This is a genomic window from Nocardia sp. CA-119907 (genome assembly GCF_050955995.1).
Lineage (GTDB): Bacteria > Actinomycetota > Actinomycetes > Mycobacteriales > Mycobacteriaceae > Nocardia.
On sequence record NZ_CP192091.1, the window covers coordinates 8,384,853 to 8,409,807 of the forward strand.

The 24,955-nt window shown below is 66.8% G+C and carries 25 protein-coding genes; 10 read left to right on the forward strand and 15 right to left on the reverse strand.

All coding sequences use genetic code 11. The annotated features are described in order from the left end of the window. Positions 1–5: 5 nt before the first annotated feature. The 5 genes from ACQP2D_RS37885 to ACQP2D_RS37905 all read right to left on the reverse strand — a co-directional run bounded on the left by ACQP2D_RS37885 (position 6) and on the right by ACQP2D_RS37905 (position 4,721). Positions 6–452, reverse strand: coding sequence for a DUF6875 domain-containing protein (locus tag ACQP2D_RS37885; RefSeq protein WP_433680723.1), 447 nt, complete (start codon positions 450–452; stop codon positions 6–8). A 425-nt stretch (positions 453–877) separates the two neighbouring features. Then, positions 878–2,038: an acyl-CoA dehydrogenase gene (locus ACQP2D_RS37890; protein WP_433680724.1), complete on the reverse strand. Its 1,161-nt coding sequence runs from the start codon at positions 2,036–2,038 to the stop codon at positions 878–880. Positions 2,039–2,195: 157 nt separating this feature from the next. Further along, positions 2,196–2,879, reverse strand: coding sequence for a TetR family transcriptional regulator (locus ACQP2D_RS37895; RefSeq protein ID WP_433685886.1), 684 nt, complete (start codon positions 2,877–2,879; stop codon positions 2,196–2,198). 122 nt (positions 2,880–3,001) lie between these two features. After that, on the reverse strand, positions 3,002–3,502 hold the full coding sequence (gene purE / locus ACQP2D_RS37900; protein WP_433680725.1) for a 5-(carboxyamino)imidazole ribonucleotide mutase: 501 nt from the start codon (positions 3,500–3,502) through the stop codon (positions 3,002–3,004). Then, positions 3,495–4,721: a 5-(carboxyamino)imidazole ribonucleotide synthase gene (locus ACQP2D_RS37905; protein ID WP_433680726.1), complete on the reverse strand. Its 1,227-nt coding sequence runs from the start codon at positions 4,719–4,721 to the stop codon at positions 3,495–3,497. Before ACQP2D_RS37905 ends, purE begins: the two co-directional genes overlap by 8 nt. A gap of 39 nt (positions 4,722–4,760) precedes the next feature. Here ACQP2D_RS37905 and ACQP2D_RS37910 point away from each other — a divergent pair, with 39 nt between their 5' ends. Then, on the forward strand, positions 4,761–5,303 hold the full coding sequence (locus ACQP2D_RS37910) for a GtrA family protein (protein ID WP_433680727.1): 543 nt from the start codon (positions 4,761–4,763) through the stop codon (positions 5,301–5,303). Here the strand turns inward: ACQP2D_RS37910 and ACQP2D_RS37915 are convergent. Genes ACQP2D_RS37915 through ACQP2D_RS37925 form a run of 3 tightly spaced genes read right to left on the reverse strand, consistent with a single transcriptional unit; the run spans position 5,300 to position 7,821 of the window. After that, the gene (locus ACQP2D_RS37915) at positions 5,300–6,616 is read right to left on the reverse strand and encodes a sensor histidine kinase (RefSeq protein ID WP_433680728.1); all 1,317 of its coding nucleotides are present in this window, start codon (positions 6,614–6,616) and stop codon (positions 5,300–5,302) included. The two genes, ACQP2D_RS37910 and ACQP2D_RS37915, sit on opposite strands and share 4 nt — an antisense overlap. Before the next feature lie 18 nt (positions 6,617–6,634). Beyond that, positions 6,635–7,312 (reverse strand): response regulator transcription factor, encoded by a 678-nt coding sequence (locus tag ACQP2D_RS37920; protein ID WP_330252467.1) that lies wholly within the window; start codon positions 7,310–7,312, stop codon positions 6,635–6,637. Next, positions 7,309–7,821: a PH domain-containing protein gene (locus ACQP2D_RS37925; RefSeq protein ID WP_433680729.1), complete on the reverse strand. Its 513-nt coding sequence runs from the start codon at positions 7,819–7,821 to the stop codon at positions 7,309–7,311. The genes ACQP2D_RS37920 and ACQP2D_RS37925 overlap by 4 nt, the downstream gene beginning before the upstream one ends. A gap of 283 nt (positions 7,822–8,104) precedes the next feature. Here ACQP2D_RS37925 and ACQP2D_RS37930 point away from each other — a divergent pair, with 283 nt between their 5' ends. Continuing rightward, positions 8,105–9,064 carry an acyl-ACP desaturase gene (locus ACQP2D_RS37930; RefSeq protein ID WP_433680730.1) on the forward strand — a complete coding sequence of 320 codons (960 nt, stop codon included), beginning with the start codon at positions 8,105–8,107 and terminating at the stop codon, positions 9,062–9,064. 113 nt (positions 9,065–9,177) lie between these two features. Here the strand turns inward: ACQP2D_RS37930 and ACQP2D_RS37935 are convergent, their stop codons facing one another. Together ACQP2D_RS37935 and ACQP2D_RS37940 are read right to left on the reverse strand one after the other, a co-directional pair. Beyond that, complete coding sequence (locus ACQP2D_RS37935) at positions 9,178–9,978, reverse strand: biotin--[acetyl-CoA-carboxylase] ligase (protein WP_433680731.1); 801 nt, start codon at positions 9,976–9,978, stop codon at positions 9,178–9,180. Positions 9,979–10,059: 81 nt separating this feature from the next. Beyond that, positions 10,060–10,242: a hypothetical protein gene (locus ACQP2D_RS37940; RefSeq protein ID WP_433680732.1), complete on the reverse strand. Its 183-nt coding sequence runs from the start codon at positions 10,240–10,242 to the stop codon at positions 10,060–10,062. Positions 10,243–10,556: 314 nt separating this feature from the next. On the opposite strand from ACQP2D_RS37940, the gene ACQP2D_RS37945 reads away from it, so the two are divergent. The 3 genes from ACQP2D_RS37945 (at position 10,557) to ACQP2D_RS37955 (ending at position 13,303) form a co-directional block, all read left to right on the forward strand. After that, positions 10,557–12,197 (forward strand): acyl-CoA carboxylase subunit beta, encoded by a 1,641-nt coding sequence (locus tag ACQP2D_RS37945; RefSeq protein WP_433680733.1) that lies wholly within the window; start codon positions 10,557–10,559, stop codon positions 12,195–12,197. Between the two features lie 136 nt (positions 12,198–12,333). Continuing rightward, on the forward strand, positions 12,334–12,663 hold the full coding sequence (locus ACQP2D_RS37950; RefSeq protein ID WP_433680734.1) for an acyl-CoA carboxylase subunit epsilon: 330 nt from the start codon (positions 12,334–12,336) through the stop codon (positions 12,661–12,663). Between the two features lie 4 nt (positions 12,664–12,667). After that, positions 12,668–13,303 carry a Maf family protein gene (locus tag ACQP2D_RS37955; RefSeq protein WP_433680735.1) on the forward strand — a complete coding sequence of 212 codons (636 nt, stop codon included), beginning with the start codon at positions 12,668–12,670 and terminating at the stop codon, positions 13,301–13,303. Here ACQP2D_RS37955 and ACQP2D_RS37960 read toward each other — a convergent pair. Then, positions 13,229–14,068 (reverse strand): helix-turn-helix transcriptional regulator, encoded by an 840-nt coding sequence (locus ACQP2D_RS37960; protein ID WP_433680736.1) that lies wholly within the window; start codon positions 14,066–14,068, stop codon positions 13,229–13,231. The two genes, ACQP2D_RS37955 and ACQP2D_RS37960, sit on opposite strands and share 75 nt — an antisense overlap. A gap of 167 nt (positions 14,069–14,235) precedes the next feature. Here ACQP2D_RS37960 and ACQP2D_RS37965 point away from each other — a divergent pair, with 167 nt between their 5' ends. The 3 genes from ACQP2D_RS37965 to ACQP2D_RS37975 all read left to right on the forward strand — a co-directional run bounded on the left by ACQP2D_RS37965 (position 14,236) and on the right by ACQP2D_RS37975 (position 18,202). Then, positions 14,236–15,150, forward strand: coding sequence for a sulfurtransferase (locus ACQP2D_RS37965; RefSeq protein WP_433680737.1), 915 nt, complete (start codon positions 14,236–14,238; stop codon positions 15,148–15,150). Between the two features lie 217 nt (positions 15,151–15,367). Continuing rightward, positions 15,368–17,173: an acetyl/propionyl/methylcrotonyl-CoA carboxylase subunit alpha gene (locus ACQP2D_RS37970; RefSeq protein ID WP_433680738.1), complete on the forward strand. Its 1,806-nt coding sequence runs from the start codon at positions 15,368–15,370 to the stop codon at positions 17,171–17,173. A gap of 78 nt (positions 17,174–17,251) precedes the next feature. After that, positions 17,252–18,202, forward strand: a complete 951-nt coding sequence (locus ACQP2D_RS37975) for a patatin-like phospholipase family protein (protein WP_433680739.1) — start codon at positions 17,252–17,254, stop codon at positions 18,200–18,202. 48 nt (positions 18,203–18,250) lie between these two features. On the opposite strand, the gene ACQP2D_RS37980 is transcribed toward ACQP2D_RS37975, so the two are convergent. The 4 genes from ACQP2D_RS37980 to ACQP2D_RS37995 form a co-directional block, all read right to left on the reverse strand. Beyond that, complete coding sequence (locus ACQP2D_RS37980) at positions 18,251–20,338, reverse strand: protein kinase domain-containing protein (RefSeq protein WP_433680740.1); 2,088 nt, start codon at positions 20,336–20,338, stop codon at positions 18,251–18,253. 214 nt (positions 20,339–20,552) lie between these two features. Then, positions 20,553–20,909 carry a hypothetical protein gene (locus tag ACQP2D_RS37985; RefSeq protein ID WP_433680741.1) on the reverse strand — a complete coding sequence of 119 codons (357 nt, stop codon included), beginning with the start codon at positions 20,907–20,909 and terminating at the stop codon, positions 20,553–20,555. A gap of 40 nt (positions 20,910–20,949) precedes the next feature. After that, on the reverse strand, positions 20,950–21,630 hold the full coding sequence (locus ACQP2D_RS37990; RefSeq protein WP_433680742.1) for a cutinase family protein: 681 nt from the start codon (positions 21,628–21,630) through the stop codon (positions 20,950–20,952). 379 nt (positions 21,631–22,009) lie between these two features. Next, positions 22,010–23,851 (reverse strand): serine/threonine-protein kinase, encoded by a 1,842-nt coding sequence (locus ACQP2D_RS37995; RefSeq protein WP_433680743.1) that lies wholly within the window; start codon positions 23,849–23,851, stop codon positions 22,010–22,012. Positions 23,852–24,068: 217 nt separating this feature from the next. Here ACQP2D_RS37995 and ACQP2D_RS38000 point away from each other — a divergent pair, with 217 nt between their 5' ends. Together ACQP2D_RS38000 and ACQP2D_RS38005 are read left to right on the forward strand one after the other, a co-directional pair. Then, positions 24,069–24,479: a DUF1707 SHOCT-like domain-containing protein gene (locus tag ACQP2D_RS38000; protein ID WP_433680744.1), complete on the forward strand. Its 411-nt coding sequence runs from the start codon at positions 24,069–24,071 to the stop codon at positions 24,477–24,479. Beyond that, positions 24,479–24,817, forward strand: coding sequence for a hypothetical protein (locus tag ACQP2D_RS38005; RefSeq protein ID WP_433680745.1), 339 nt, complete (start codon positions 24,479–24,481; stop codon positions 24,815–24,817). The genes ACQP2D_RS38000 and ACQP2D_RS38005 overlap by 1 nt, the downstream gene beginning before the upstream one ends. The last annotated feature ends 138 nt before the right edge of the window (positions 24,818–24,955 follow it).

The window sequence follows — 24,955 nt, forward strand, 5'->3', positions numbered from 1 at the left end:
CCGGATCAGTCGCTTCGATGCGGACCGGCGGACATCGGTTTTCCATTGGTCCATGCGAGCGCTTCGATCGCTACCTCCTCCAGCTCGAGCTTGTAGTCCTGCGGATCCGGCAACACCGTGATCAGCGTGCGCGGTACCGCCGCACCACCTTCGATGGGCGGCGGGGTCCGGTACAGCTCCATCGCATCGGAGAGCACCAGCCGAACGAATGACGGCCACGGACGCGCGTCGGGAATCCGCCCGACCCACATCAGGTCGCGGCGCATGGACGGTGCGACATACGGACAGACCGGCCCATCGCGGCCCAAATCCCGGTTATCGGCCGTCGAATAGTCCTCGGCCCGCATTCGGACCACGTCCATCGCGTTTCGCGTGAATGGACATGGCATTTCGGTCATGGACAGCGGGACCCAATTCATCCCCGACCGCGGTCCATTTACGATCTTGATCATGACCCCACCTCGTATTGTTTACGAAGTAGAGTATCCACCTCTTGCGGCTGGTTAAATAGGTAACAAGGCGCCCAAATTCCTTGGGTAACTTCTGTATGAAATGTAGCTCAAAAAAGCGTAACGCTTCGCCCGTCGGATCCGACCTAACTACAAAGGCCGTGCTCAGCGCATCGCAGGCCGGCGGATGCGGCTGTGCCAATTTCTAGCGACGCCCGCCGAATCAGCCCGAATCTCTTTCCCGAATATTTTATCTGCGGTGGCCATGCATCGAGTCGCCACTGGCGTGGACACGAACAAACAACCGAACGGCTTCGATTTTATTTCGACGCCAGAGCGCGCCCAAATTATTGGGGGCTACGAGAGCATAAAAAAGACCGGGTGTTCCATACTCGGCAGATTATGGAACACCCGGTCGGTATGAGCTGTCAGCCCCGCAGCAGCGCGCGCGACATGACGACGCGCTGGATCTGGTTGGTGCCCTCGTAGATCTGGGTGATCTTCGCGTCGCGCATCATCCGCTCCACCGGGAAGTCGGTGGTGTAGCCCGCGCCGCCGAAGAGCTGCACGGCGTTGGTGGTGACCTCCATGGCCACATCCGACGCGAAGCATTTGGCGGCGGCGGAGATGAAGCCGAGGTTCTTCTCGCCACGCTCGGCACGGGCGGCCGAGGTGTAGACCATGAGACGGGCGGCCTCGATCTTCATCGCCATATCGGCGAGCATGAACTGGGTGTTCTGGAAGTCGGCGATCGCGGTGCCGAACTGCTTGCGGTCCTTGGTGTATGCGATCGCGGCGTCCAGCGCGCCCTGCGCGATGCCGACGGCCTGCGCGCCGATGGTCGGGCGGGTGTGGTCGAGGGTCTGCAGCGCGGTCTTGAAACCGGTGCCCGGCGCGCCGATGATGCGGTCACCCGGCACCCGGCAGTTCTCGAAGTACAGTTCGGCGGTCGGCGATCCCTTGATGCCGAGCTTGTGCTCGAGCGGGCCGACCACGAAGCCCTCGTCGTCCTTGTGCACCATGAACGCCGAAATGCCGTTGGCACCCTTGTCCGCATCGGTCACCGCCATCACGGTGTACCAGGAAGACTTGCCGCCGTTGGTGATCCAACACTTGGAGCCGTTGATGACCCAGTCGTCGCCGTCCTGCTTGGCGCGGGTGCGCATACCGGCGGCATCGGAGCCCGCCTCACGCTCGGACAGCGCGTAGGAGGCCATCTCGCCGTTGACGATATCCGGCAGCACCTTGTGCTTGAGGTCCTCGGAGCCGTTGAGGATCAGGCCCATGGTGCCGAGCTTGTTGACCGCCGGAATCAGTGAGGACGAACCGCAGACGCGGGCGACCTCTTCGATCACGATGCAGGTGGCGACCGAGTCCGCACCCTGGCCGCCGTAGGCCTCCGGCACGTGCACCGCGTTGAAGCCCGCGGCGTTCAGCGCGGTGAGCGCCTCCTCCGGGAAGCGGGAGTTGCCGTCGACGTCCTTGGCGTGGGGAGCGATTTCCTTCTCCGCCAGTCCGCGGATGGCCGCACGCAGTTCGTCGTGGAAGTCCTCCAACTGGAACAGATTGAAGTCCGGATTTCCCGCCATGGGGGCACACTCCTGGTTTGTCGGTCGCGATGGTGCCGGTCGATATCCAGCGTTCGGCACTCAGTGCCATCTTCTGACCAGTGTACGTCCAGAATGGGGCGTCAAGTGCGGTTACATCATGGCACTGAGTGTCAGATAGTGCATACTGTGATTCCTGTCACAAACTATCGAGCTGCCGGATCACCAGATCGGCGACCTGCCTCGGCGGCATATCCCGCGGGAACACCGCCACCACCAGTTCGCCGGCGCCCGGCCCACGCCCGCCACCGCGCGGAATCGCCGCCAGCTCCACCCGCAGATCCGCCGCACCCGCATCCGATTCACCGCGCACCATGCGCCGCAAAAGATAGTTGTGCGTGGCCGTCACCGCGGCCGTGAACTGCACCCGCGCCAGATCCGGCACCTCGGGCAGCCGCTCACGCAGATAGTCGGTGAACAGCCGCTCGTACCGGAATACGGTCACGATCTCGCGCTCGCGCAGCGCTGGCACCCGCCGTACCACCCGATACCGCCGCTCGGCGATCTCGCGCCACTGCGTGAACCGCTCGAATACCTGCACCACCGCGGCACAGACCGCCTCCCACGGATCACCCTGCGCCGCCGCCAAGAACTCCGCCGCCTGCGCCAACTGCGATTCGTGATCGGCGAAGATCACGTCTTCCTTCGACCGGAACTGCCGAAAGAACGTCCGCCGCGAAATCCCCGCCGCCTCCGCGATCTCATCCACCGACGTCGCCTCATACCCCTGCTCGGCGAACAGCCGCAGTGCCTGATCCACGACCGTCAGCCGAAACCGAGCCGTATTGTCGCCATTGCGCGGCCGCCCACTCTCACCAGTCACCACCCGATCACCGTACTGAGCTCTGGCGACCGCATGTGGTCGACCTGCTCGAGGCCAGCGACATTTCGACTGGTCGGGACGCATTACGGAATCGGTCGCCGCGCTCCGGGCGGCCGGCTCGGTCAGCCCAGGAGTTTGGTGCGGAGTGCTTCGTCTTTCTCCAGGACCATCGTTTCGAGACCGGCCTGGAACTGTTCCATGCGGGTGCGCAGGGCGGGGTCGTGGGCGGCGAGGATACGGACGGCGAGTAGGCCCGCATTACGGGCGCCGCCGATGGAGACGGTGGCGACCGGGACGCCCGCGGGCATCTGCACGATGGACAGCAGCGAGTCCATGCCGTCGAGGTATTTGAGGGGAACGGGCACGCCGATCACGGGCAACGCGGTGGCGGAGGCGACCATGCCGGGCAGGTGGGCCGCGCCGCCCGCGCCCGCGATGATGACCCGCAGGCCGCGGCCCGCCGCTTCGCGGGCGTAGTCGAGCATGCGCTGGGGGGTGCGGTGGGCCGAGACGACGCCGACCTCGAACCGAATGTCGAACTCCGCCAAGGCGACTGCGGCAGCCTCCATGGTCGGCCAGTCGGAGTCGCTGCCCATGATCAGGCCAACTTGCGCATTACTCACCGTGGGGGTCCCATCCGTCGGTCCACATCGCGTACGACATCCAATGCGCCGCGCGCTCGGCCTGTTCTCGCACCACGGCGACATTGTCGCCGAGCACGTTGATATGCCCGATCTTGCGATCCGGGCGTTCGCTCTTGCCGTACAGATGCACCTTCGCCTGCGGCATTCTGGCGAAGAGGTGGTGCAGCCGCTCGTCCATCGACATGGTCGGTGCCTCGGGCGCACCGAGGATATTGGCCATCACGGTGACCGGTGCCAGCGGACGGGTATCACCGAGCGGATAGTCGAGTACCGCGCGCAGATGCTGTTCGAACTGGCCGGTGCACGCGCCGTCCATGCCCCAGTGCCCGGAGTTGTGCGGGCGCATGGCCAGTTCATTGATCAGGATCGCGCCGTCATTGGTTTCGAAGAGTTCGACCGCCATCGCGCCGACGACGCCGAGTTCGCTCGCCAGGTTCAGCGCGAGCGTCTCGGCCCGCGTGGCGAGTTCGTCGCTCAGGTCCGGCGCCGGCGCGATCACCACGGCGCACTGGCCGTTGCGCTGCACCGTCTCCACCACCGGCCAGGTCGCGGCCTGACCGAACGGCGAACGGGCCACCATCGCCGACAATTCGCGCTTCAGGTCCACCTTGGCCTCGATGAGCAGCTGCACACCGTGCGCCAGCTGATCGGCCACGATCGTCTCGGCCTCGGCCGCCGACTCCGGCATCCAGACACCGCGCCCGTCGTAACCGCCGCGCACCGCCTTCAGCACCACCCGCCAGTCGTGCTCGGTACCGAACCGCACCGCATCGGCCACCGAGGTGACCGGGGTGAACGCGGGAACCGGCAGTCCGAGTTCGGACAGCTTGGTCCGCATGGCGAGCTTGTCCTGCGCGAAGACCAGTGCGCGCGGCGGCGGCTGCACATTCACACCCTCGGCGACCAACGCCTCCAGATGTTCGGTCGGCACGTGCTCATGGTCGAAGGTGAGCGCGTGCGAGCCGACGGCGGCCTTGCGCAGCGCGGCCAGATCGGTGTGACTGCCGAGCACGACCTCGGGGCTCACCTGCGCGGCCGGGTCGTCCGGACGCTCGGCGAGCACCCGTAGCCGCTGGCCCAAGGCGATGGCGGCCTGGTGCGTCATGCGCGCGAGCTGACCACCACCGATCATGGTGACGGTGGGCATGGCGGCGGGATCGAACGAACGGTGGGCACTCACGTCGTGCAATCTTGTCATGTCCGAGGGCCGGGATTCGTACCGGTACACTCGGGCCTTGTGTCATTCGTCGACGACGTGGTCAACGTCCTCCCCAAACCGCTGCGGGAGATCGCGTACCGCCACCACGAGCTGATCAAATTCGCCATCGTCGGCGCCACCACCTTCATCATCGACTCGGGCATCTTCTACGTGCTCAAGTGGACCGTGCTGGAGACCAAGCCGGTCACCGCGAAGATCATCTCCGGGGTGATCGCGGTCATCTGCTCCTACATCCTCAACCGCGAGTGGTCGTTCAAGAACCGCGGCGGACGCGAGAAGCATCACGAGGCGCTGCTGTTCTTCGGTGTCAGTGGTGTCGGGGTGGTACTGAGCTTCATCCCGCTCTGGATCTCCAGCTACGTCTTCGACCTGCGCCAACCCGATGTGAGCTTCACCGTCGAGAACATCGCGGACTTCATCAGCGCCTTCATCATCGGCAATCTGCTGCAGATGGCCTTCCGCTTCTGGGCGATGCGCCGCTGGGTGTTCCCGGACGAGATCAGTGAGCTCGTCGAGGAAATCGAAGAGATGCTCGAGGAAGAGCAGCTCGGCCACAGCTAGCGCGGCTCCGGCACCTGCGCGCCATTGGATGTGCGCGGCGGCGACGCACTGGATCCGAGGAACATCGCGAACAGCGCGGGCCGGCGCCGCTGCAACTCCAGCCGTCCACCATCGGCCTCGACGAGCGCCCTGGCCAGGGCCAGCCCGACACCGGTGGATCCACCCGCCGAGAAGCCGCGATCGAAGATGTGCGGCGCGAGTTCATCACGCACACCATCGCCCTCATCGGCCACCTCGACGACCACCAGCGGCTCGCGATCGCTGACCGTGCGCACGGTGCGCACCGACACCGTGCAGGTGCCGCCGCCGTGCATCAGCGCATTGTCGACCAGGACGGCCAGTGATTCGCGCAGACGGGATCCGGTGATCGGGGCACGCAGGGATTCGTCACCGATCAGTCGCAGGGTGCGGCCCGCCTCGGTGAACGGATGCGACCACTCCTCGACGACACCGCGCAATTCATCCATCACTGGCACCGGATCGCGGTCGGCGGCATCCTCGTCGCGCGAGGCGCGGACCAGATCATCGATGGCATCGGTAAGCCGATCGACCTGCGCCATCGCCTCCTCGGCCTCGTGCACGACGGCCGGATCGGAGTGCGCGGACAGCTCGTCCAGCCGCAGGCGCACCGCGGTCAGGCGGCTGCGCAGCTGATGCGAAACATCGGCGACCAGTGCGTGCTCGCGCTGTAGCCGCCCGGCGATCTCGACGGTCGCCGAATCGAGCACATCGGAGACCCGGTCCAGTTCGGAGATCCCGTGCCGACGCGGATCCGGCCGGAAGTCGCCCATGGCCAGCCGTGCCGCCCTGGCCGCCACATCACGCAGCGGATCGGCAACGCGGCGCGCGGTGATCATCGCCACCGACACCGCCGCGCCGAGCGAGGCGAGCACCGCGAAGGCCACCACCGCGACGGCCTGGATCTGCATCATATGCATGGGTCCGGACGGGATCTCCAAGCGCAGCGACCCCTTTGTACCCATGGACAGCGATTCGACCAGTGGGTCTTCGATCTCTGCCGCACCGATATCGAGCCGGGACGCATTGTCCTGCGGCGCCGGATAGATGATGGTCAGCTTGCCGTCCTTGGGGATCAGCGGCCGCACCAAACGGGTGTCGAGCTCGCCGAGCACCATGCCGTCACCGTGTTCCTGGACAATGATCTCGGCGGCGATCCGCTCCAGCCGGTTCTCCAGGTCGTTGCGGGTGATGTCCTCGACCCACAGCCACGCGGTATAGATCAGCGGAACCCCGAGCACCACCGTGGTGATGGTCAGCACGGTGAGGATCGATCGCAGAATTCTGCGTCTCATATCAGTTGCGCCACACCATCAGTCGGTGTTCAGACGGAAGCCGACCCCGCGCACGGTGACAATGCGCCGCTCCGCCATCGGGCCCTCGTCGCCGATCTTGCGGCGCAGCCAGGACATGTGCATATCCAAGGTCTTGGAACCACGCAGCTCGGCGTCGCCCCATACCTCGCGCAGAATCGTCTCGCGCGGGACCACTTGGCCCGCCCGATCGATCAGCACCTTGAGCAACTCGTATTCCTTGTTGGCCAAACCGACTTCGACGCCGTTGACCAGCACCCGACGCGCCGCCGGCTCCAGCCGGATGCCGCCGACCTCGACGGCCTCGTCACCGATTCCACTGCGCCGCAACAGCGCTCGCACCCGCGCGAGCAATTCGGCCAGCCGGAACGGTTTGCCGACATAGTCGTCGGCGCCCGCGTCCAACCCGACGACGAAGTCGACCTCGTCGGTGCGCGCGGTGAGCATGAGCACGGCCAAGTCGGCGCCACGGGCACGGACCTGGCGGCATACCTCGAGTCCGTCCATACCGGGCAGGCCGAGATCGAGAATGAGCAGATCGTGATCGCCCTCGAGTGCTCGCTTCAGCACCGCGGGCCCGAAACGCTCGACGGTGACCGAATAGCCCTCGCGCCCCAGCGCACGCGAGAGCGGTGCGGCGATGGCCTCATCGTCTTCGGCCAGCAGTACGGCGGTCATTGACCCAGATTATCGCGCGACTGTTCGAATACCTGGTGGTACAGCAGGGCGTGCACCTGCTGCACCTGCGGAATGTCGTCGTATTCGAGCGGTTCCTCCGAGGACGAACCGATGATCAGGGTGCCGGTGCCGAGCAGCCGGTCGAACAGACCGTGGCGGAACTGCACGCTCGAAATCCGGCTCATCGGGATATCGATGCCGGTGTGGGTGAGCACGCCCTGACGGATCAGCACCCGACGGTCGGTCACGATGAAATGCGTCGACTTCCAGCTGATAACCGGTGCGGCACAACGCCATACGAGGATGCCGAGCCAAACCACGAGCACCACGAGCAGCAATATCGAACGACTCGTGCCCTCGGCCTTGCGCGAGATGAACCCCCCGGCGAATCCGGCGAGCGCGGTCGCGACGATGAGCGTCACGATCGGCCAGAACAGCATTTTCCAATGCGGATGACGATGGAGTATCAACTGCTCGTCCGGGGCGAGCACCTCCTCCGGATAACCCATGACGGAACCCTACCGCGTGAACACGCCCGATAGCGTGGACAACGACGCGTGCCGTGCTGCACAATCGTCACCTCGCGCCGTCGGTGGCTCGAGCCCTTCTCGAGTCAGCTCGAGTTTCGGCACAGCTTCGCTACCTAACCTCGCCCCGACGGCAGCCGCTCGACCCGGCCGGGGCTCGGCTCTGCCCGTTCGACTCGCTCTCGTTTTGTTCTGCTCGATGCTCTGCCTGTGAAAAGACAAGTCCGGCTTGACAAGACGTCGATAACGAACCCTGGAGGCGTGTGTGACCAAGGATCTAACCCAGCTGCAAATCCTGACCGAACTCGAACCGGTGGCCGAACAGAATCTCAACCGCCACCTGTCGTTGGCCAAGGATTGGCATCCGCACGACTACGTCCCATGGGACGAGGGTCGCAACTTCGCCGCGATGGGCGGTGTGGACTGGGCGCCGGAGCAGTCCAAACTGAACGAGGTCGCCAAGGCCGCCATGATCACCAATCTGCTCACCGAGGACAATCTGCCCTCCTACCACCGACTGATCGCCGAGCACTTCTCCCAGGACGGCGCCTGGGGCAGCTGGGTCGGGCGCTGGACGGCCGAGGAGAACCGGCACGGCATCGTCATGCGCGACTACCTCGTGGTCACCCGCGGCGTCGATCCGGTCGCGCTCGAACAGGCCCGCATGATCCATATGACCCGCGGCGTGCCCTCGGCCGACGGCTGGGGCTGGGGCGGATTCCTGGTGAACGTCGCGTACGTGACCTTCCAGGAGCTGGCCACCCGGGTCAGCCACCGCAATACCGGCAGGGTCTGCGATGACGCCATCGCCGACCGCATGCTGCAGCGCATCGCCGCCGATGAGAACCTGCACATGATCTTCTACCGCAATATGTGCGGCGCGGGTCTGGACCTGGTCCCCGACCAGGCCATGGCCGCGGTCACCACGATCCTCACCAACTTCATCATGCCCGGCTTCGGAATGCCGAACTTCCGCCGCAATGGCGCGCTGATGGCCAAACACGGCATCTACGACCTGCGCCAGCACCTCGAAGAGGTGGTGCAGCCGGTGCTCAAGAAGTGGAACATCTTCGACCGCACCGACTTCGGCCCGCGCGGCGAGCAGGCCCGCGAGGAACTCGCCGCATTCCTGGAGAAGTTGGCGAAGGACGTGCTCAAGTTCGAAGAACAGCGCGACCGCTTGCTCGCCAGGGAAGCGGCCCGCGGCATCATGCAGCCCGTCTGACTCGAACCCTCGACACGAAGATCGGTGCCCCGCAACAGGTCCCGACCCAGCCAGCCGCACACCTCGTTGGGATCCGCCCTCTGCACAAGGGTGCGGATCTCAGGCGGTGCGGTTCAGTAGTCGGCGCGCAAATGGGTGACGTCGGCCGCGGAGACGGCGTGGTCGCCGATCAGGAGGCGGCCCGCGGTGTCGATGTCGGTGGCAATGCCCTCGATGGTCTGGCCGCCCGGCAATTCGGCGCGCACGAGTGCGCCGAGGGTGGCGCACCGGTCGCGGTAGCCGCCGATCAGGTCGGTGGTAGCCCAACCGGCGTCGCGCCACGCGGTGAAGCGGCGGGCGAATTCGGCCAGCAGTGACCGCACGAGCTCGGTGCGGTCGGTGACCTTCGCGCCCGCGAGCGCGAGCGAAGTGGCATGCGGCACTGGCAGTTCCGCCTCGGTGAGACCGACGTTCAGGCCGACCCCGACGACGATGGCGGGTGCCCCACCACCGGAGGCGACTTCAGCCAGGATGCCCGCGACTTTGCGACCATCGATCAGCACATCATTGGGCCACTTCAGATTCGCGTCCACACCGGCGGTCGCGCGCAGTGCGTCCACCACCGCGACGCCGGTGAGCAGCGGCAGCCAGCCGAGCGCGGACGGCTCGATACCGCGCAGCCGCACCAGCAGCGACATCGCTATCTGTGCGCGCGGCGGGCTGATCCAGGTCCTGGCATGCCGCCCTCGGCCCTGTTCTTGGGTTTCCGCGAGCAGAACCACACGATCGGCGTCGGCGTCCCCGGCCCGGGCGATCAGGTCCGCATTGGTGGACCCGGTCGACTCCACCACATCGATGTGAGAGAAGAACGACAGCTCGGGTGACTCGATGAGACTGCGCCGCAACTGCTCTGCATCCAATGGTGGCCTGTGCACACCGGCAGGTTACTCGGTGCGCACCGACCCGCCGCGATAGGTCCACACCGTCGCCACCGCGGCAGGTCGTGCGGGTCGGAGCTATCCGCAGAGGTCGTATTCGACGGACTCCGCCATGGCGGAGCTCTCCTCCGCCGTGACGGACTCGTTGGCCTCGGCCCAGTGCTCCGGCTCGACCACGGTCGGTTCGGTGTGCACGGTCTGCCAACTGGTCCAGGACGCCGCCGACGCGTATTCGGCGCTCCTGCGACTCCACTCCCACATAATTTCCCTCCCCTCGGTCAGTTCAGTACGTCTCAGGTCGCCGTGCGCGCGGTGAGCGCTTGCCTCCGATCGAACATTTCTCGGACCTCCCCTCAGTCGAATTACTGACGCCCCCAGGCTATCTGGGCACGACAACGACCCGCCACCGATTTTCGCGGCGCCGGACATCGCACAAGCCCTGCGCCGGTTCGCTGATCAACCAGGAAGTTTGCGGTCATTCGCGTATCGGAACATGATCTAGCTGGGGTTTTCTACTCACCGGTAAGCGGCACTCGGTTAGAGCGAAGCACTGGCACTGGTTACACTCCGGAGCCATGACGAGTGTCCAGCAGCAGCCCGCATCGGAATCGGCGGGCGCCCCCGATATCCACACCACCGCTGGGAAGCTGGCTGACCTGCGTAATCGGCTGGAAGAGGCGCAGCACCCCATGGGTGAGGCCGCGGTAGACAAGGTGCACGCCAAGGGCAAGATGACCGCCCGCGAGCGCATCCTCGCATTGCTGGACGAGGGCTCCTTCGTCGAACTCGACGCGCTGGCCCGCCACCGCAGCGTGAACTTCGGCCTGGAGAACAACCGGCCGCTCGGCGACGGTGTGGTGACCGGCTACGGCACCATCGACGGCCGCGACGTGTGCATCTTCAGCCAGGACGTCACGGTCTTCGGCGGCAGCCTCGGCGAGGTCTACGGCGAGAAGATCGTCAAGGTGATGGATCTGGCGCTCAAGACGGGCCGGCCGCTGATCGGCATCAACGAGGGTGCCGGCGCGCGCATCCAGGAGGGCGTCGTCTCGCTCGGCCTCTACGGCGAGATCTTCCACCGCAACATCCAGGCCTCCGGCGTGATCCCGCAGATCTCGCTGATCATGGGCCCGGCCGCCGGTGGCCACGTCTACTCCCCCGCGCTGACCGACTTCGTCGTCATGGTCGATGGCACCAGTCAGATGTTCGTCACCGGCCCGGATGTCATCAAGACGGTCACCGGTGAGGACGTCACCATGGAGGACCTGGGTGGCGCGCACACGCATATGACGAAGTCCGGTGTCGCGCACTATGTCGCCTCCGGCGAGCAGGACGCCCTCGACTACGTCAAGGACCTGCTCAGCTACCTGCCGAGCAATAACCGCGCCGAGGCGCCGCGCTTCCCGGCCACCGACCCGATCACCGGCGCCATCGAGGATTCGCTCACCGAGGAAGACCTCGAGCTGGACACGATCATCCCGGATTCGCCGAACCAGCCCTATGACATGCACGAGGTCATCCGTCGCCTGCTCGATGACGACGAATTCCTCGAGGTGCAGGCCGAGCGCGCGATGAATGTCATCGTCGGCTTCGGCCGGATCGACGGCCGCAGCGTGGGCATCGTCGCCAACCAGCCCACCCAGTTCGCGGGCTGCCTCGATATCGACGCCTCCGAAAAAGCCGCGCGCTTCGTGCGCACCTGCGACGCCTTCAATGTCCCGATCATCACCCTCGTGGACGTCCCCGGCTTCCTGCCCGGCACCGGCCAGGAATACAACGGCATCATCCGGCGCGGCGCGAAGCTGCTCTACGCCTACGGCGAGGCCACTGTGGGCAAAATCACCATCATCACCCGCAAGGCCTACGGCGGCGCCTACGACGTCATGGGTTCCAAGCACATGGGCGCCGATGTGAACCTGGCGTGGCCGACCGCCCAGATCGCCGTCATGGGCGCCTCGGGCGCGGTCGGCTTCGTCTACCGCAAGCAGCTGCAAGAGGCCGCGAAGAGCGGAAACGATGTCGATGCGCTGCGTCTGGAGCTGCAAAACGAGTACGAGGACACCCTGGTGAACCCCTACGTCGCCGCCGAGCGCGGTTATGTGGACGCGGTCATTCCGCCCTCGCACACCCGTGGCCAGATCGTCTCGGCACTGCGTCTGCTCGAGCGCAAGATGGTGTCCCTGCCGCCGAAGAAGCACGGCAACATTCCGCTGTGATCAAGCGATAGCCTCGATGGGCCGCGCACACTGGTTGTAGAGACACAATGAGTGAATTCGACGATGATGGTCGCTTGCTCCACATGACATCGCGTTGGGCATGGGCTCGATCGATATAGAGAGAGGATCTGGCACTGTGACGACCGTGGCAGAAGAAGACGTGTTGACCGCCGCCGAACTGGATCTCACAGTCGACCCGATCGCGGACGTGGTCGAGGTTGTCGCACCCGCGACGAACCCGGCCGCCGAGGCGACCGAGCAACCGTTCATTCGAGTCATCAAGGGCGCGCCGTCCGATGAGGAAGTCGCGGCGCTCGTCTGTGTACTGTCGGCGGCCGCGCAGAGCGCCAGCGGAAGCCGACCGACCGGTCCGTCCGACACCTGGGGTCGCCCGACGCTGATGCATCGCGGCACCTCACCGTTCTCCCCGTACGCGTTCCCACAACTGTCACACCTGCGCGACTGATCGGATGACGAGACTCGTTCTCGCCTCCGCCTCGCCCGCCCGCCGCGAGGTGCTGCGCTCGGCGGGCATCGACCCCGTCGTCCGAATCTCCGATGTCGACGAGGACGCCGTTGCCGCGGCACTGCCGCCCGGCACGGCACCCGAGGTCGTCGTAGTCGAGCTGGCGCGGGCCAAGGCCCGGTCGGTGGCCGCGACGATTCCGGACTTCGCCACGGATTTCGTCGTGGTCGGCTGCGATTCCATGCTGCTCGTCGACGGCGAGTTACAGGGCAAGCCGCACACGCCCGAAGTGGCGCGCTCGCGTTGGGCCGACATGGCCGGGCGCAGCGCCGATCTCATCACCGGCCACTGCGTACTGCGGCTGCGGGACGGCGAGGTCATCGCCGAATCCGTCGATTGCAGTTCCACCACAGTGCATTTCGCCAAACCCGACCCCGAGGAGCTGGACGCCTACATCGCGACCGGTGAGCCCTTGCAGGTGGCTGGCGCGTTCACACTCGACGGCATGGGCGGTTGGTTCGTCGACCGCATCGATGGCGATCCATCGAGCGTTATCGGAATCGGACTACCACTGCTGCGCCGACTGCTTGCCGACGTTGGGGTCGGCATTGCGCAGCTGTGGAGCCATTCGGCCCGCTGACGGCGGCGCGATCCGCGGCTCGCCGGGGCCCAGCCGCGGCTCCGCCCCGGGTTCCGCGCCGATCGATACCGGCGCCACCTCGCGGTCGTGCTCCGGCTCCCGCGGTACGCCCTGGTCGCGCCGGGCTTCCTGGGCCATGAGCTCCAACCGGACCACACAGAGCTCCGGCTCGACGAAAGGGTGCAGCCGGACATTCACCTCGCCGCGCGCGCCATTGCGGTCGAGGACCTCCTTGATCAGGCCCAGATGCACACCGCACACCACTTCGGAGTGGGTGCGCGCGAGTTCACGCAGCGGGCAGGCGGTCAGCCGGATCAGCACCTGCTCGTTGGTCTCGGCGGCCGGATCGCGTTCCGGGGCGAAGCCGAGCTCGGACAGCAGCGTGATGGTGACTTCCTTGGCGTCCTCCAGCGATTCGACCGCATGATCGCCCGCGTCGAGCTTGGCGCCCCAGGCGCGGCCGGCGGCGATGGCCGCCTCGGAGCGGCGCCGTGGATCGGGGCCGAGCTGATCGGCCAGTACCTGGGCCAGCTCCTGATAACCGACCGATCGCTGAACCGCGCTATAGCCGATGCGCGGACGGCCGCGGCCGCGCGGGGGCTGCTGGAACTGCCGTACCAGCGATTCTCTGGTGAGTACATCCAGATGGAACCGAACCGTGGTGACGTGCTGTCCGGTGATTCTGGCCAGTTCTTGGGCGTCGAGAGGTTCGCTGGCGCCACGTAGGATCGCGAGCAGTCGACGCCTCGGCCAAGAATCGGACATAGCTCACCCCTCCTCCCGGGAGACTTTATCGGATGAGGGTGCGATTTATTCGCCCATTCAGCCGATTTGTGATCTGAAACGAGTTTCCCTAACGCCTCACACCTAACATCGCCGTGAGACCCGAATCGCTATAACCACCCGTCTACCTCGTGTGAAGGACCCATATCGTGCCCGTTGCCCCGGACCCTCATCCCGCTTTCGGTTCTTACGCACATCCTCACCGACTAGTAACCACAGAGTGGCTGTCGGCAAACATCGGCGCGCCGGGACTGAAGATCATCGAATCCAACGAGGACATACTGCTCTATGACATCGGACACGTTCCCGGCGCCACCAAGATCGATTGGCGGGGCGACCTGAATGATCCGGTTACGCGTGACTATATCGACGGAGCTCGGTTCACCGAGTTGATGCGCGCCAAGGGCATCGAGCGCGACGATACCGTGGTGATCTACGGCGATCGCGGCAACGCGCAGGCCGCGCACGCCTGCTGGGTCTTCACCCTGTTCGGGCATCCGGATGTGCGGCTGCTCGACGGTGGCCGGGACGCGTGGATCTCCGAGGCCCGCGACACCACCTTCGACCTGCCCTATCTCATCCGCAGCGAGTATCCGGTCGTCAGTCGCGACGACACCGCCGTGCGCGCGTTCCGCGAGGACGTGCTCGCACACCTCGGCAAGCCACTGATCGACGTGCGCTCCCCCGAGGAGTACTCCGGCGAGCTGATCCAGCCGCCGATGAATCCCGAGGACGCGGCGTTGCGCGGCGGGCACATTCCCACCGCGGTCAACATCGCATGGACCGAGGCCTTCAATACCGACGGCCGCTTCCGTTCCCGCGCCGAATTGGACCAGATCTACGGCGCGCTCGCGGCCGCGGACGATCTGGTGGTCTACAGCCGGGTCGGCGAGCGATCCAGCCACACCTGGTTCGTCCTGACCTATCTGCTCGGCCTCGACGGCGTGCGCAATTACGACGGATCCTGGACCGAATGGGGCAACTCGGTGCGCATGCCGATTGCCAAGGGGGATGAACCCGGCGACGCACCCGCGGGCAGCATGCGCAAGGTCCGCACCAGGTAGTCCCGATTCGCGTCCAGCACACCTGATCGGTGAATCCGATACGCGGATTCGCGGCTGCTTCTCCCAGCCCGATGCCGCCGCCACGGGGTGTGATCCACGACCTACTGTTGAGTAGGGCTATCCGAGTTCGGCCTCTGTTGGCAGACTGCCTACACTCGCCCCAGACGTAAGCTTGTCGACCACGGGGCGACCAAAAAGATTGCTAACAGGAGGCTCAGTGCCCAGCCATGCCAGCGCGCGGATATCGAAGGTACTCGTAGCTAACCGAGGCGAGATCGCCGTTCGCGTGATCCGGGCGGCCAAGGATGCCGGTATCGGCAGCGTCGCGGTATACGCGGAGCCCGATGCCGAAGCCCCATTCGTGAAGCTCGCCGACGAGGCCTTCGCCCTTGGCGGGCAGACCTCGGCCGAGTCGTACCTCGTATTCGACAAGATCCTCGACGCCGCGGCCAAGTCCGGCGCCGACGCCATCCACCCCGGCTACGGATTCCTTTCCGAGAACGCCGACTTCGCCCAGGCCGTCATCGACGCCGGGCTGATCTGGATCGGCCCCTCCCCGCAGTCCATCCGCGACCTCGGTGACAAGGTCACCGCGCGCCACATCGCCGAGCGCGCCAAGGCGCCGATGGCCGCCGGTACCAAGGATCCGGTCAAGAACGCGGCCGAAGTGGTCGAGTTCGCCAAGGAGTACGGTGTGCCGGTCGCGATCAAGGCCGCCTTCGGTGGCGGTGGCCGCGGTATGAAGGTCGCGCACTCCATCGAGGAGATTCCGGAGCTGTTCGAATCGGCGACCCGCGAGGCGATCGCCGCCTTCGGTCGCGGCGAATGCTTCGTCGAGCAGTACCTGGACAAGGCCCGCCACGTCGAGGCGCAGGTCATCGCCGATAAGCACGGCAACGTGGTGGTGGCCGGTACCCGTGACTGCTCGCTGCAGCGCCGGTTCCAGAAGCTGGTCGAGGAGGCCCCCGCGCCGTTCCTCACCGACGATCAGCGCGCGCGCATCCACGCTTCGGCCAAGGCCATCTGCCGCGAGGCCGGTTACTACGGCGCTGGCACCGTGGAGTACCTGGTGCAGGGCGACACCGTGTCGTTCCTCGAGGTGAACACCCGCCTGCAGGTCGAGCACCCGGTCACCGAGGAGACCGCGGGTATCGACCTGGTGCGTCAGCAGTTCCGCATCGCCGAGGGCCACGAGCTGGCGATCACCGAGGATCCGACGCCGCGCGGGCACTCCTTCGAATTCCGGATCAACGGCGAGGACGCCGGTCGCGGCTTCCTGCCCGCCCCCGGCCCGGTCGCGGTCTACTCCGAGCCGAGCGGTCCCGGCGTGCGCGTCGACTCCGGTGTGGTGCAGGGCAGCGTGATCGGCGGTCAGTTCGACTCGATGCTGGCCAAGCTGATCGTCACCGGCGAGAACCGCGAGCAGGCGCTGCAGCGGGCCCGGCGCGCGCTGGCCGAATTCCACGTCGAGGGACTGGCCACGGTCATCCCCTTCCACCGCGCGATCGTCGAGGATCCGGCGTTCATCGGTGACGGCGAGAAGTTCGACGTCTACACCAAGTGGATCGAGACCGAGTGGGTCAACAACGTCGAGCCGTACACCCCGGCCGGTGTCACCGAGACCGAGGACGAGGAGCTGCCGCGGCAGAAGGTCGTCGTCGAGGTCGGTGGGCGTCGGGTCGAGGTGTCGTTGCCCGGCAACTTCACCGCGGGCGCGGGTGCCGCGGGCGCGGGCGGCAATGGCGCCGGAGTGATCCGCAAGAAGCCCAAGCCGCGCAAGCGTGGCGGCGCCGGTGCCGGTGCGGCCTCCGGTGACGCGGTCACCGCGCCCATGCAGGGCACCGTGGTGAAGGTCGCGGTCGAAGAGGGCCAGTCCGTCGAGGCGGGCGATCTGATCGTGGTGCTCGAGGCCATGAAGATGGAGAACCCGGTCAACGCGCACAAGGCGGGTGTGGTCACCGGATTGTCCGTCGAGGCCGGTGCGGCCATCACCCAGGGCACCGTGCTCGCCGAAATCAAATAAGTAAACAGCTGGCGAAGACCGTTTCGGAGCGGGCGCTGGACGACGACGTCCGCGCCCGCTCTGTCGTATCGTGGTCCGGTGATCAGCTCTGCCGTCGTGCCCACCGCCGCGGACGTCATCCGCGGCCGACGTGAATCAGGAATCCGTGCCGACGGATATCGCCTCGCCCTGGTCATCGAGGGCGGTGGCAGCCGGGGCGTGTACTCCAGTGGAATGGTGCTGGCGCTAGAGGAACTCGGGCTGGCCTCGATCTTCGACGCCGTCTACGGCACTTCGGCGGGCGCGATCAACGGCGCGTGGTTCCTGTCCGGGCGAGCGCTGTCCGGCATGCGCGCCTGGACCGATCCGGTGATCATGCGGCGCGCGGTCGATCCGGCTCGGCTGCTGCGCGGACGTCCCGCCTTCGATCTGGACTACCTGGTGCACCAGGTGTACGACGGCATCGAGCCGATGGACTTTCCGGCGATTCTGGCCAACGCCACCACCTTTCACCCCATCGGCACCGATATCCGCTCCGGGTGCGCGGTCGACCTGCACCGCCACATCGTTGATAAACGCACCCTGATGACCGCGCTGCGGGCCTCTGCGGGGCTGCCGATACTCGCGGGACCGCCGGTGCCGCTGGGCGATGCCGAGTACCTCGACGGCGGGCTCGCCGAAACCGTGCCGATTCGCACCGCGGTTCGCGACGGTGCGACGCATGCGCTGGTGCTGCGCACCCGGCGCACCGATGAACAGCGCCCACCCGCCTCCCGGCTGCATCGGGTCGTCGGGGGCGGCTATCTGCGCGTGCGCGCCCCTGGGGCCTACCGTGCCTGGCTCCAGCGGCCGCACCAGCAATCCATCGAGGACCGCTTCCTCTTGGGCCTCGGGGATGCTGCCCTCCAGATCCACCCACCCCTCGGCTCCCCGAATATCGACAGCGCCGCACGGGATACCGCCTTGCTGACCGAGGCACTGACCATCGGACGTCAGGCCGTGCACGCATCGATGGCGGCCCTGGTCGATTCGGCCGAAAGCGCGCGCTGAACCGCGGGCATCACTTGCCGACATCCGAAGTCGGCGGCGGGGGGCAGGTCAATTCAGGTGGACGGTTACGCCATTGGAGAGCATGAAGTCGTGTAGTTCGAGCTGGCTCGGGGCGGCGTCCTGCGGGACGTCGAAGACCAGTTGAGTGGTGGCGGACTGGCCGGGCTGGAGTTCGAATGAGTAGTTGTAGCGGCGTTGGGTGTTCTGCCACATGCTCGCGATCGCATTGTGGTCGACCTGTCGACCCTCGGTATCCACGAGACGTTGTCCGACGGGCAGGAACCACTTCGGCTCGGCGGAGATATTGCGCACGGCGACCGTGACGACGGAGTAGGTGCCGCCCGCATTCTGCAGCCCGATCCGCGAAATCCCGGAATCGACCGCGGTGACCACGAATTCGAACTTGCCGTCCCGCACCGGGGTATTCAGGCCGGAGAACACCGGCCCGGGTGGTTCGGCCGATTGCGCGGTGTCGCCATCGCGCACCGCGACGGACGGATCGGCCGTGCGCGGGCCGCCACCACTGCCGGTATTGCCGAATGCGACCAGCGCCGCACACCCCGCCGCCAGCATGAAGGGGGTCAGGAACATGACGACGAGCGCGCCGATCACCCTCGACAGGAAGGACTTACGCCGTGGCCGACGTCGTGCGGCCCGGCGCGCGGGCGGTGCGAGCCAGGGACGGCGCTGCGAGACCGTCCAGCGGGGAGCCACCGGGATGCGCGCGACCCGCTTCGATTGCGGCACCACCCGTCCGGCCGCAGCCGGCGGGTGGACGAGCGGTCCCGGCGGTACCACCGCACGATTCGGCGACCACGGCGAATTCTGTTGCGGCGCGGGGTCCAATCGCGTCGCCACCAGCGTCGGCGTCGGACCGGGTTCCGGCAACACCTTGGTCGCCGGAAGCGGCTTCGGCGACTCGACCGGCGGCGGCGATGCCATCGACGCGCGCGTCTCCACCCGCGTCGGACTGTGCTGGTGCCCCGCCTGTTGCTGCGGTGCCGCAGCCGGCATGTGCGTATGCGCCGGCGGAGGATGCGGCTGTGCGGTTTTCGGCTGCGCCAGCAGGGGCGGCCGAGCCGACGGCTGCCCCGACGCACCTGGCGACCCGGCCGCCGCTGCCAACGGCTGATCCGACACGGTGCGCCGCCCGGCCGACCGACTCGACGCGGCCCGTTCGGCGGACGCACCCGACGGCCCGGCGGACGCGGCCGACGGTTGACGACCCGGGGGCTGTGCCGATGCGGCCAGCGGCCTGCCCGACGCGGCCGAGGGTGTTGCCGATTCGGGCCTTGACGATTGTGGGGCGGAATCGTTCGGCAGGCGGGACAGGGCGGCTGCCGCATATGCCGCGGCGGCGAATTCGCGTGCGGTCGGATAGCGCGCGGCCTGGTCCTTGGCCATGCCGCGAGCGATGATCGCATCCATTTCCGCGGGTACCGCCGGGTTCACCGTCGAGGCGTCGGGTGGGGCGGTCATCAGGTGGTCGTGCATTTGGCGAGCCGGATCGGTGTCACCGTAGGGGCGGCGGCCGGTCAGGCATTCGTAGAGGACACAGGCGAGTGAGTAGACATCGGAGCGGGCGTCGACGGTGCCGTTGAAACGCTCCGGTGCCATATAGGCCCAGCTGCCGATGGCCATTCCGGTGGCGGTGACGGACGTCTGGCCCAGGCTCCGGGCGATGCCGAAGTCGATGAGATACGCGTGCCCACCGGTACCGATCAGGATGTTCGACGGTTTGACGTCACGGTGGATCAGCCCGGCCCGATGTGCGGCATCCAGACCCGAGGCGACCTGCGTCACGAAGTCCGCGGCCGCGGTGGGTGTCAATGTGCCGACCCTGGTCAGCATTTCGGCCAGGTCGATGCCATCGATGTATTCCATATCGATGAACAATCGGCCATCGAGCTCCCCGAACCCGTGAATTTGCACGATATTCGGATGCCGCAGACTCGACCCGAGCCGCGCCTCCCGCTCGAACCGCTGCCGATACTCCGCATCGGCGGCCACCTGCTCCGCCAATACCTTCAGCGCGACCGTGCGCCCGGTATCGGTGTCACGGGCCAGCCACACCGCCCCCATACCGCCCCGCCCGAGCAATCGGTCGAGCCGGTACTTCCCTAACTGTTCCCCCATCACTGACCTCCCGGTGGCCGCGCCGTTGCGGAGTGGGGCGGCAACCCGATCGAAACCGCATCGCCCGAACCTATCCCGACCCTAGCCCCGCCTCTCCCCCTCGAACAGTGTGACGTCCCCTACGTACAACTACTCAGCGAACACCCGGACCTCGACACGATCCGACACAACAAACCGGACTGCCCTAGGGCGGCCCGGTCCCTGGGCCGCATGGCTAATCAACCTCGTTCAGGCGCACTGTGACGCTGACACGCCCCTTATCGTCACGTCGTGCGACGGCGTGCCCGGACCGTTCAGCGCCGTCCAGCCGCAGCGAGATGGGGCCGCCCGCGCCGAGAAAGTTGCGCCACCACGACTTCTGGTCCGGCAGGGCGACAGCGATGGTGATCTCGTCGCCAGCGCGTCGAAAGCTCACCGGTGTGCTGATGGTGCGCCCGGAACGTCGGCCGACGTAAGTGATCTCGGTGAGCGACCGGGCCACCTTGGGCCCGATCCATGGCGCCTTGGTCAACGCCATGACCCCCGCGTTGAATCCGCGCGCAACCGGTCCCAGCACCGCTTTGAGTTCCATCGAATCTCCTGATCACCGACTGTGAGTATCGACCACCAAACTAGCGGACCGCCGTGCACGGAGTTGGGCAGCGATGGCGGCCTACACCTCGTGCGGAGCCGGTCCGATGCTCGACATGCGCGGCGCTGAATCCCACTGCGGCGCCGATGAAATCGCCGTAATGGGCGTGCGCGGTGGGGTCGACTCCCCCACCGCAGACCGGATCACCGGCCGCGCAGAAATCGGCGGTGCGGTTCAGGTACCGGTCGGGGACGTTCCACCCGATCAGGCGCAGCGGGTCACCGAAGAGCAGTACGACGGCCACGCGGTCGACGAGATCACCGGGTAGCTGCGCCACGCCCGGCAGCCCGGTGACGATATCGGTGCCGAGTGCGGCGTGCACCACCCCCGCGCCCAGCGAGTAGCCGGCCAGAATGAACTCTTCTGCCGGACATGCCGCGGCCCGACCGGCGACGTGTGCGACCAGATCGGCGCTACCGGTACTCACTGCCGACGGATCCGTCGGATTCGCAGGGTAGTTCACCGGATACGCCCGCACACTCATCGGTAGCGCCTCCCGCATCGCGGCGTACAGCGGATCACCGACGAAGGTTCCGAGATACCCGGGTTCTCGAGTTCCCCTGGCCATTACCAGGTCTACGGCCGCACACGATTGTGCCGCCGCGTGCGGAGCCAGCATGACACTCGCTGCGATCGGCAAGACCGCGAATGCCGATGCCATCCGCCAATTTTTGAACGGACCCACCTTTCGGTCGCCCATCTTCCTCACCTCTCACGCCGTTGTGAGAAGTGCTTCCTCGGGCCCCACGTCGTTGTGAGGCATCGAGTGACACTTGTCAGAGACAAGTTACAATGTACTCCGCTACGAGCGACGAGGGCGGCGACTGCTGATACCCCTGCTCAGGCTCACCAACTGCGGCAAGACCAGGGCGCACCGAGCGGTATGTACAGATGGCCCCGGCCACCAATCGGAATGCCCCCGGCCGGGCGGAGTCCACCGCGATGCGTGCCTCGTCCGGTGCCGGCGCCATCACTCCGGCCGATCGTCCTGGGGACGCCAAAGATCCACTAGCTCAGGCGAAGTGTTCGCCTGGCGACGCCTACTTACCGGGCTTGAAGCGGTTGCCGTGACCGGGTTTGCCGTTGCTCGGCTTGTCGTCGGCCGAATTGCTGCTGCCCGAGTTGCCGGGGCCTGCCGGGCCGGGGGCTGCCGGGCCGGAGGCCGATTGCCCGGCGTCGGGTCTCGGGATCCCTCCAGAAAGCTGCGTCGGGATCCACGTCGCTATGTGGCCACCCGCGGAACGACACGCGAGTGGGGTGCCGTCAGCGGCGGCGGCATTGCCGTCCACGTCGGGATTGCACGGTTGTCCGGCGATCGGGATCGACGCGTTGGGCGCCGCCGCATGGGCCGACTCGGCCGGGGCCGATCCCAGTGCCGGGCCGGGATGCGACGGCGTCGCCCGGGCGGATGACGGTGCGGCCGATGTTGTTTCGGCTCCTCCGGGCCGCCCCAGCCAGAGCGCAAACCCGATCAGGGCGACAAGCGCCGCGATGGCGGCAGCCGCGTGTCCCGGCCCGACTATCCACTCGCCTTCGCGATCACCCCACGGCTCGGTGTCCCGCACCCGCTCACCCGTACCCCCGCCACCCCGCTTCCGCGCACCTACCTCCCCTGCGTCCACCCCACCCCACTCGACCACACCCCGCGACCCATCCGCGTCCCCGCCCGGCGCTCCGACGCCATTAGCGCCCTGCACCCCGACGGCGCTCGTGCCCTGTGCCACACCTGAGTACCGCCACTCCGCCGCGGCCTCACCCAACGACTCGCCCCCACCTGCCCACCGTGACTCGGCCACAGGCACACCCCGGGTCCCGACCGCGGCCGCAGCCTCCATCGCGTCCGAACCCCGCGACTCCATCGCGACCCCACCCGACGACTCCACCCCACCCGCACACCGCGTCTCGGGCTCAGCTGCGCCTACCGACTCCACCCCGCTCACGCACCGCGACCCGAACTCGGCCCCAACCCCGCCCGCACCCCGCGCCCCGACAACATCCCCCTGCCACCCATCGGGTAGCGGGCGGGTAATGGGCACAGTCCTCGCTGCGATCTCGACGGTCGATGCCTCGCGACCGGTGACCGCGGCGTAGGCGGCGGATGCGAATTCGCCTGCGCTGGACCAGCGTTCGGCGGGACGCTTGGCCATTGCGCGGGCGATGGCGGCATCGAGCGCAGGGGGCACAGCGGGATTCAGGGCTGCGGCGCGGGGTGGATCGGCCAGCAGGTGGGCGTGGAATTGCTGCGGCGAATCGATATCGCCGAAAGGTCTTTGGTCGGTGAGGCATTCGTAGAGGACGCAGGCCAGTGAGTATTGGTCGGCGCGAGCGTCGGCGATGCCGCTGAAGCGCTCCGGCGCCATATACGCCAGGGTGCCGACCACATTGCCGTGGGATGTGATGGCCGGCTGATCGATCCGCTGCGCGATGCCGAAATCGATCAGGCGGACGAAGCCGCAGGGAGTGACCATGATGTTGGACGGTTTGACGTCGCGGTGCACCAAACCCGCCCGGTGGGCGGTATCGAGCGCCATCGCGGCCTGTCCGATGATCGCCACCGCCCTCGCCGGAGACATCGGCCCGTCGCGGCGCAGCAGGGCGGCGACGTCGGTGCCCTCGATGAACTCCATGTCGATATATAGGCGGCCGTCGAGTTCGCCGAAGTTGTGGATCGGCACCATATGCGGCCCGGGAGCGTGGGCCGCCAGGCGGGCCTCCCTGGTGAACCGCAGCCGGTAGGTCGGATCCGCGGCGTGCGTCGCGGCCAGTACCTTCAGCGCCACATTACGGTCGGCGACGGTATCGCGAGCGAGCCAGACCTGCCCCGTACCGCCGCTGCCGAGCAACCGGTCGAGGCGGTAATGACCGAACCGCGTCTCGCCCATTCGAAACCTCCCGCTAGCCTTGCACTCATCTTCGAGTTACCCGAAATCCACACCGGCTCCACATAATCCGCGAAACTGATGCGGCGGCCGACCGATCATGTCGCAACCCGGCGCGTCAGATCGCGAAATTCGCCGACCGCGCCGCCGCGGCATGCCACGACGGCGGAGCCGCGCGACGGCGAGAACGGGTACGGCGAAAGCCGCTAGCCTTGCTGCTATGAGTGACGTGCCCGAGATCCGCATCGGCACCGCGGAGCGTGAGCAAGCGATGCAGCGACTCTCCGATCATTTCGCCGCCGGGCGGCTCAGTGTGGCCGAGTTCGACGAGCGCAGCGCCGTGGTCGCGGCCGCGCTGACCCGAGGCGACCTGGACAAAGTCTTCGTCGACCTGCCCGAACCCGCCCCCGTCACCGCGGTCCCCGCCAAACGCGATGGCTTCCTCGATGAATGGCCGGAGCGAGTGATGGCGGTGATCCCGATCCTCGCCGTCATCCTCTTCTTCGTAACCGGCAGCTGGCTCTGGTTCCTGGCCATCCCGTTGGCGGGCGCCCTGCTGTTCGGCGATCGGCACGAGCACCAGCGACGCCGCCGCCAGGGCCGCCGCGGCCGCAGGAGGATCGAGGACTAGTGGAACCCGTCGAAATCAATGCGGGCACCTGGTACCTGCGCGCACTGCGCGCCGACGACCGCATCGATGACCGCCCCGCCCTCGCCGACGGCGGCATCACCGACCCGGACTACGTCGCCCGCCGCACCGAACAGTGGGCCGAGGAAACCCACTTCTCCTGGGCCGTCTGCGAACCCACCACGGCCGAATTGGTCGCGGAGATCGTGGTGACCCCCGGCGCCGACGACACCGCCGAACTCACCGGCTGGGCCCGCGCCGGATATGAACCCGCCCTCGAAACGGGTACGACAGCGGTCCGCCGCTTCATCGAAGGCGGCCTCGGCCTCCGACTGCCCTGAGTCAGTGGCCAATTGGCCAACGGCAGCAGCAGGCACACGCCGATGCCGATGCCGCAGTAGCGGATCGGTGTACCACAGCACGACAGAAACGCCGTTCCCGTTGTCGGAAATAACCTTTCGTGTCCCTGAATACCCGCG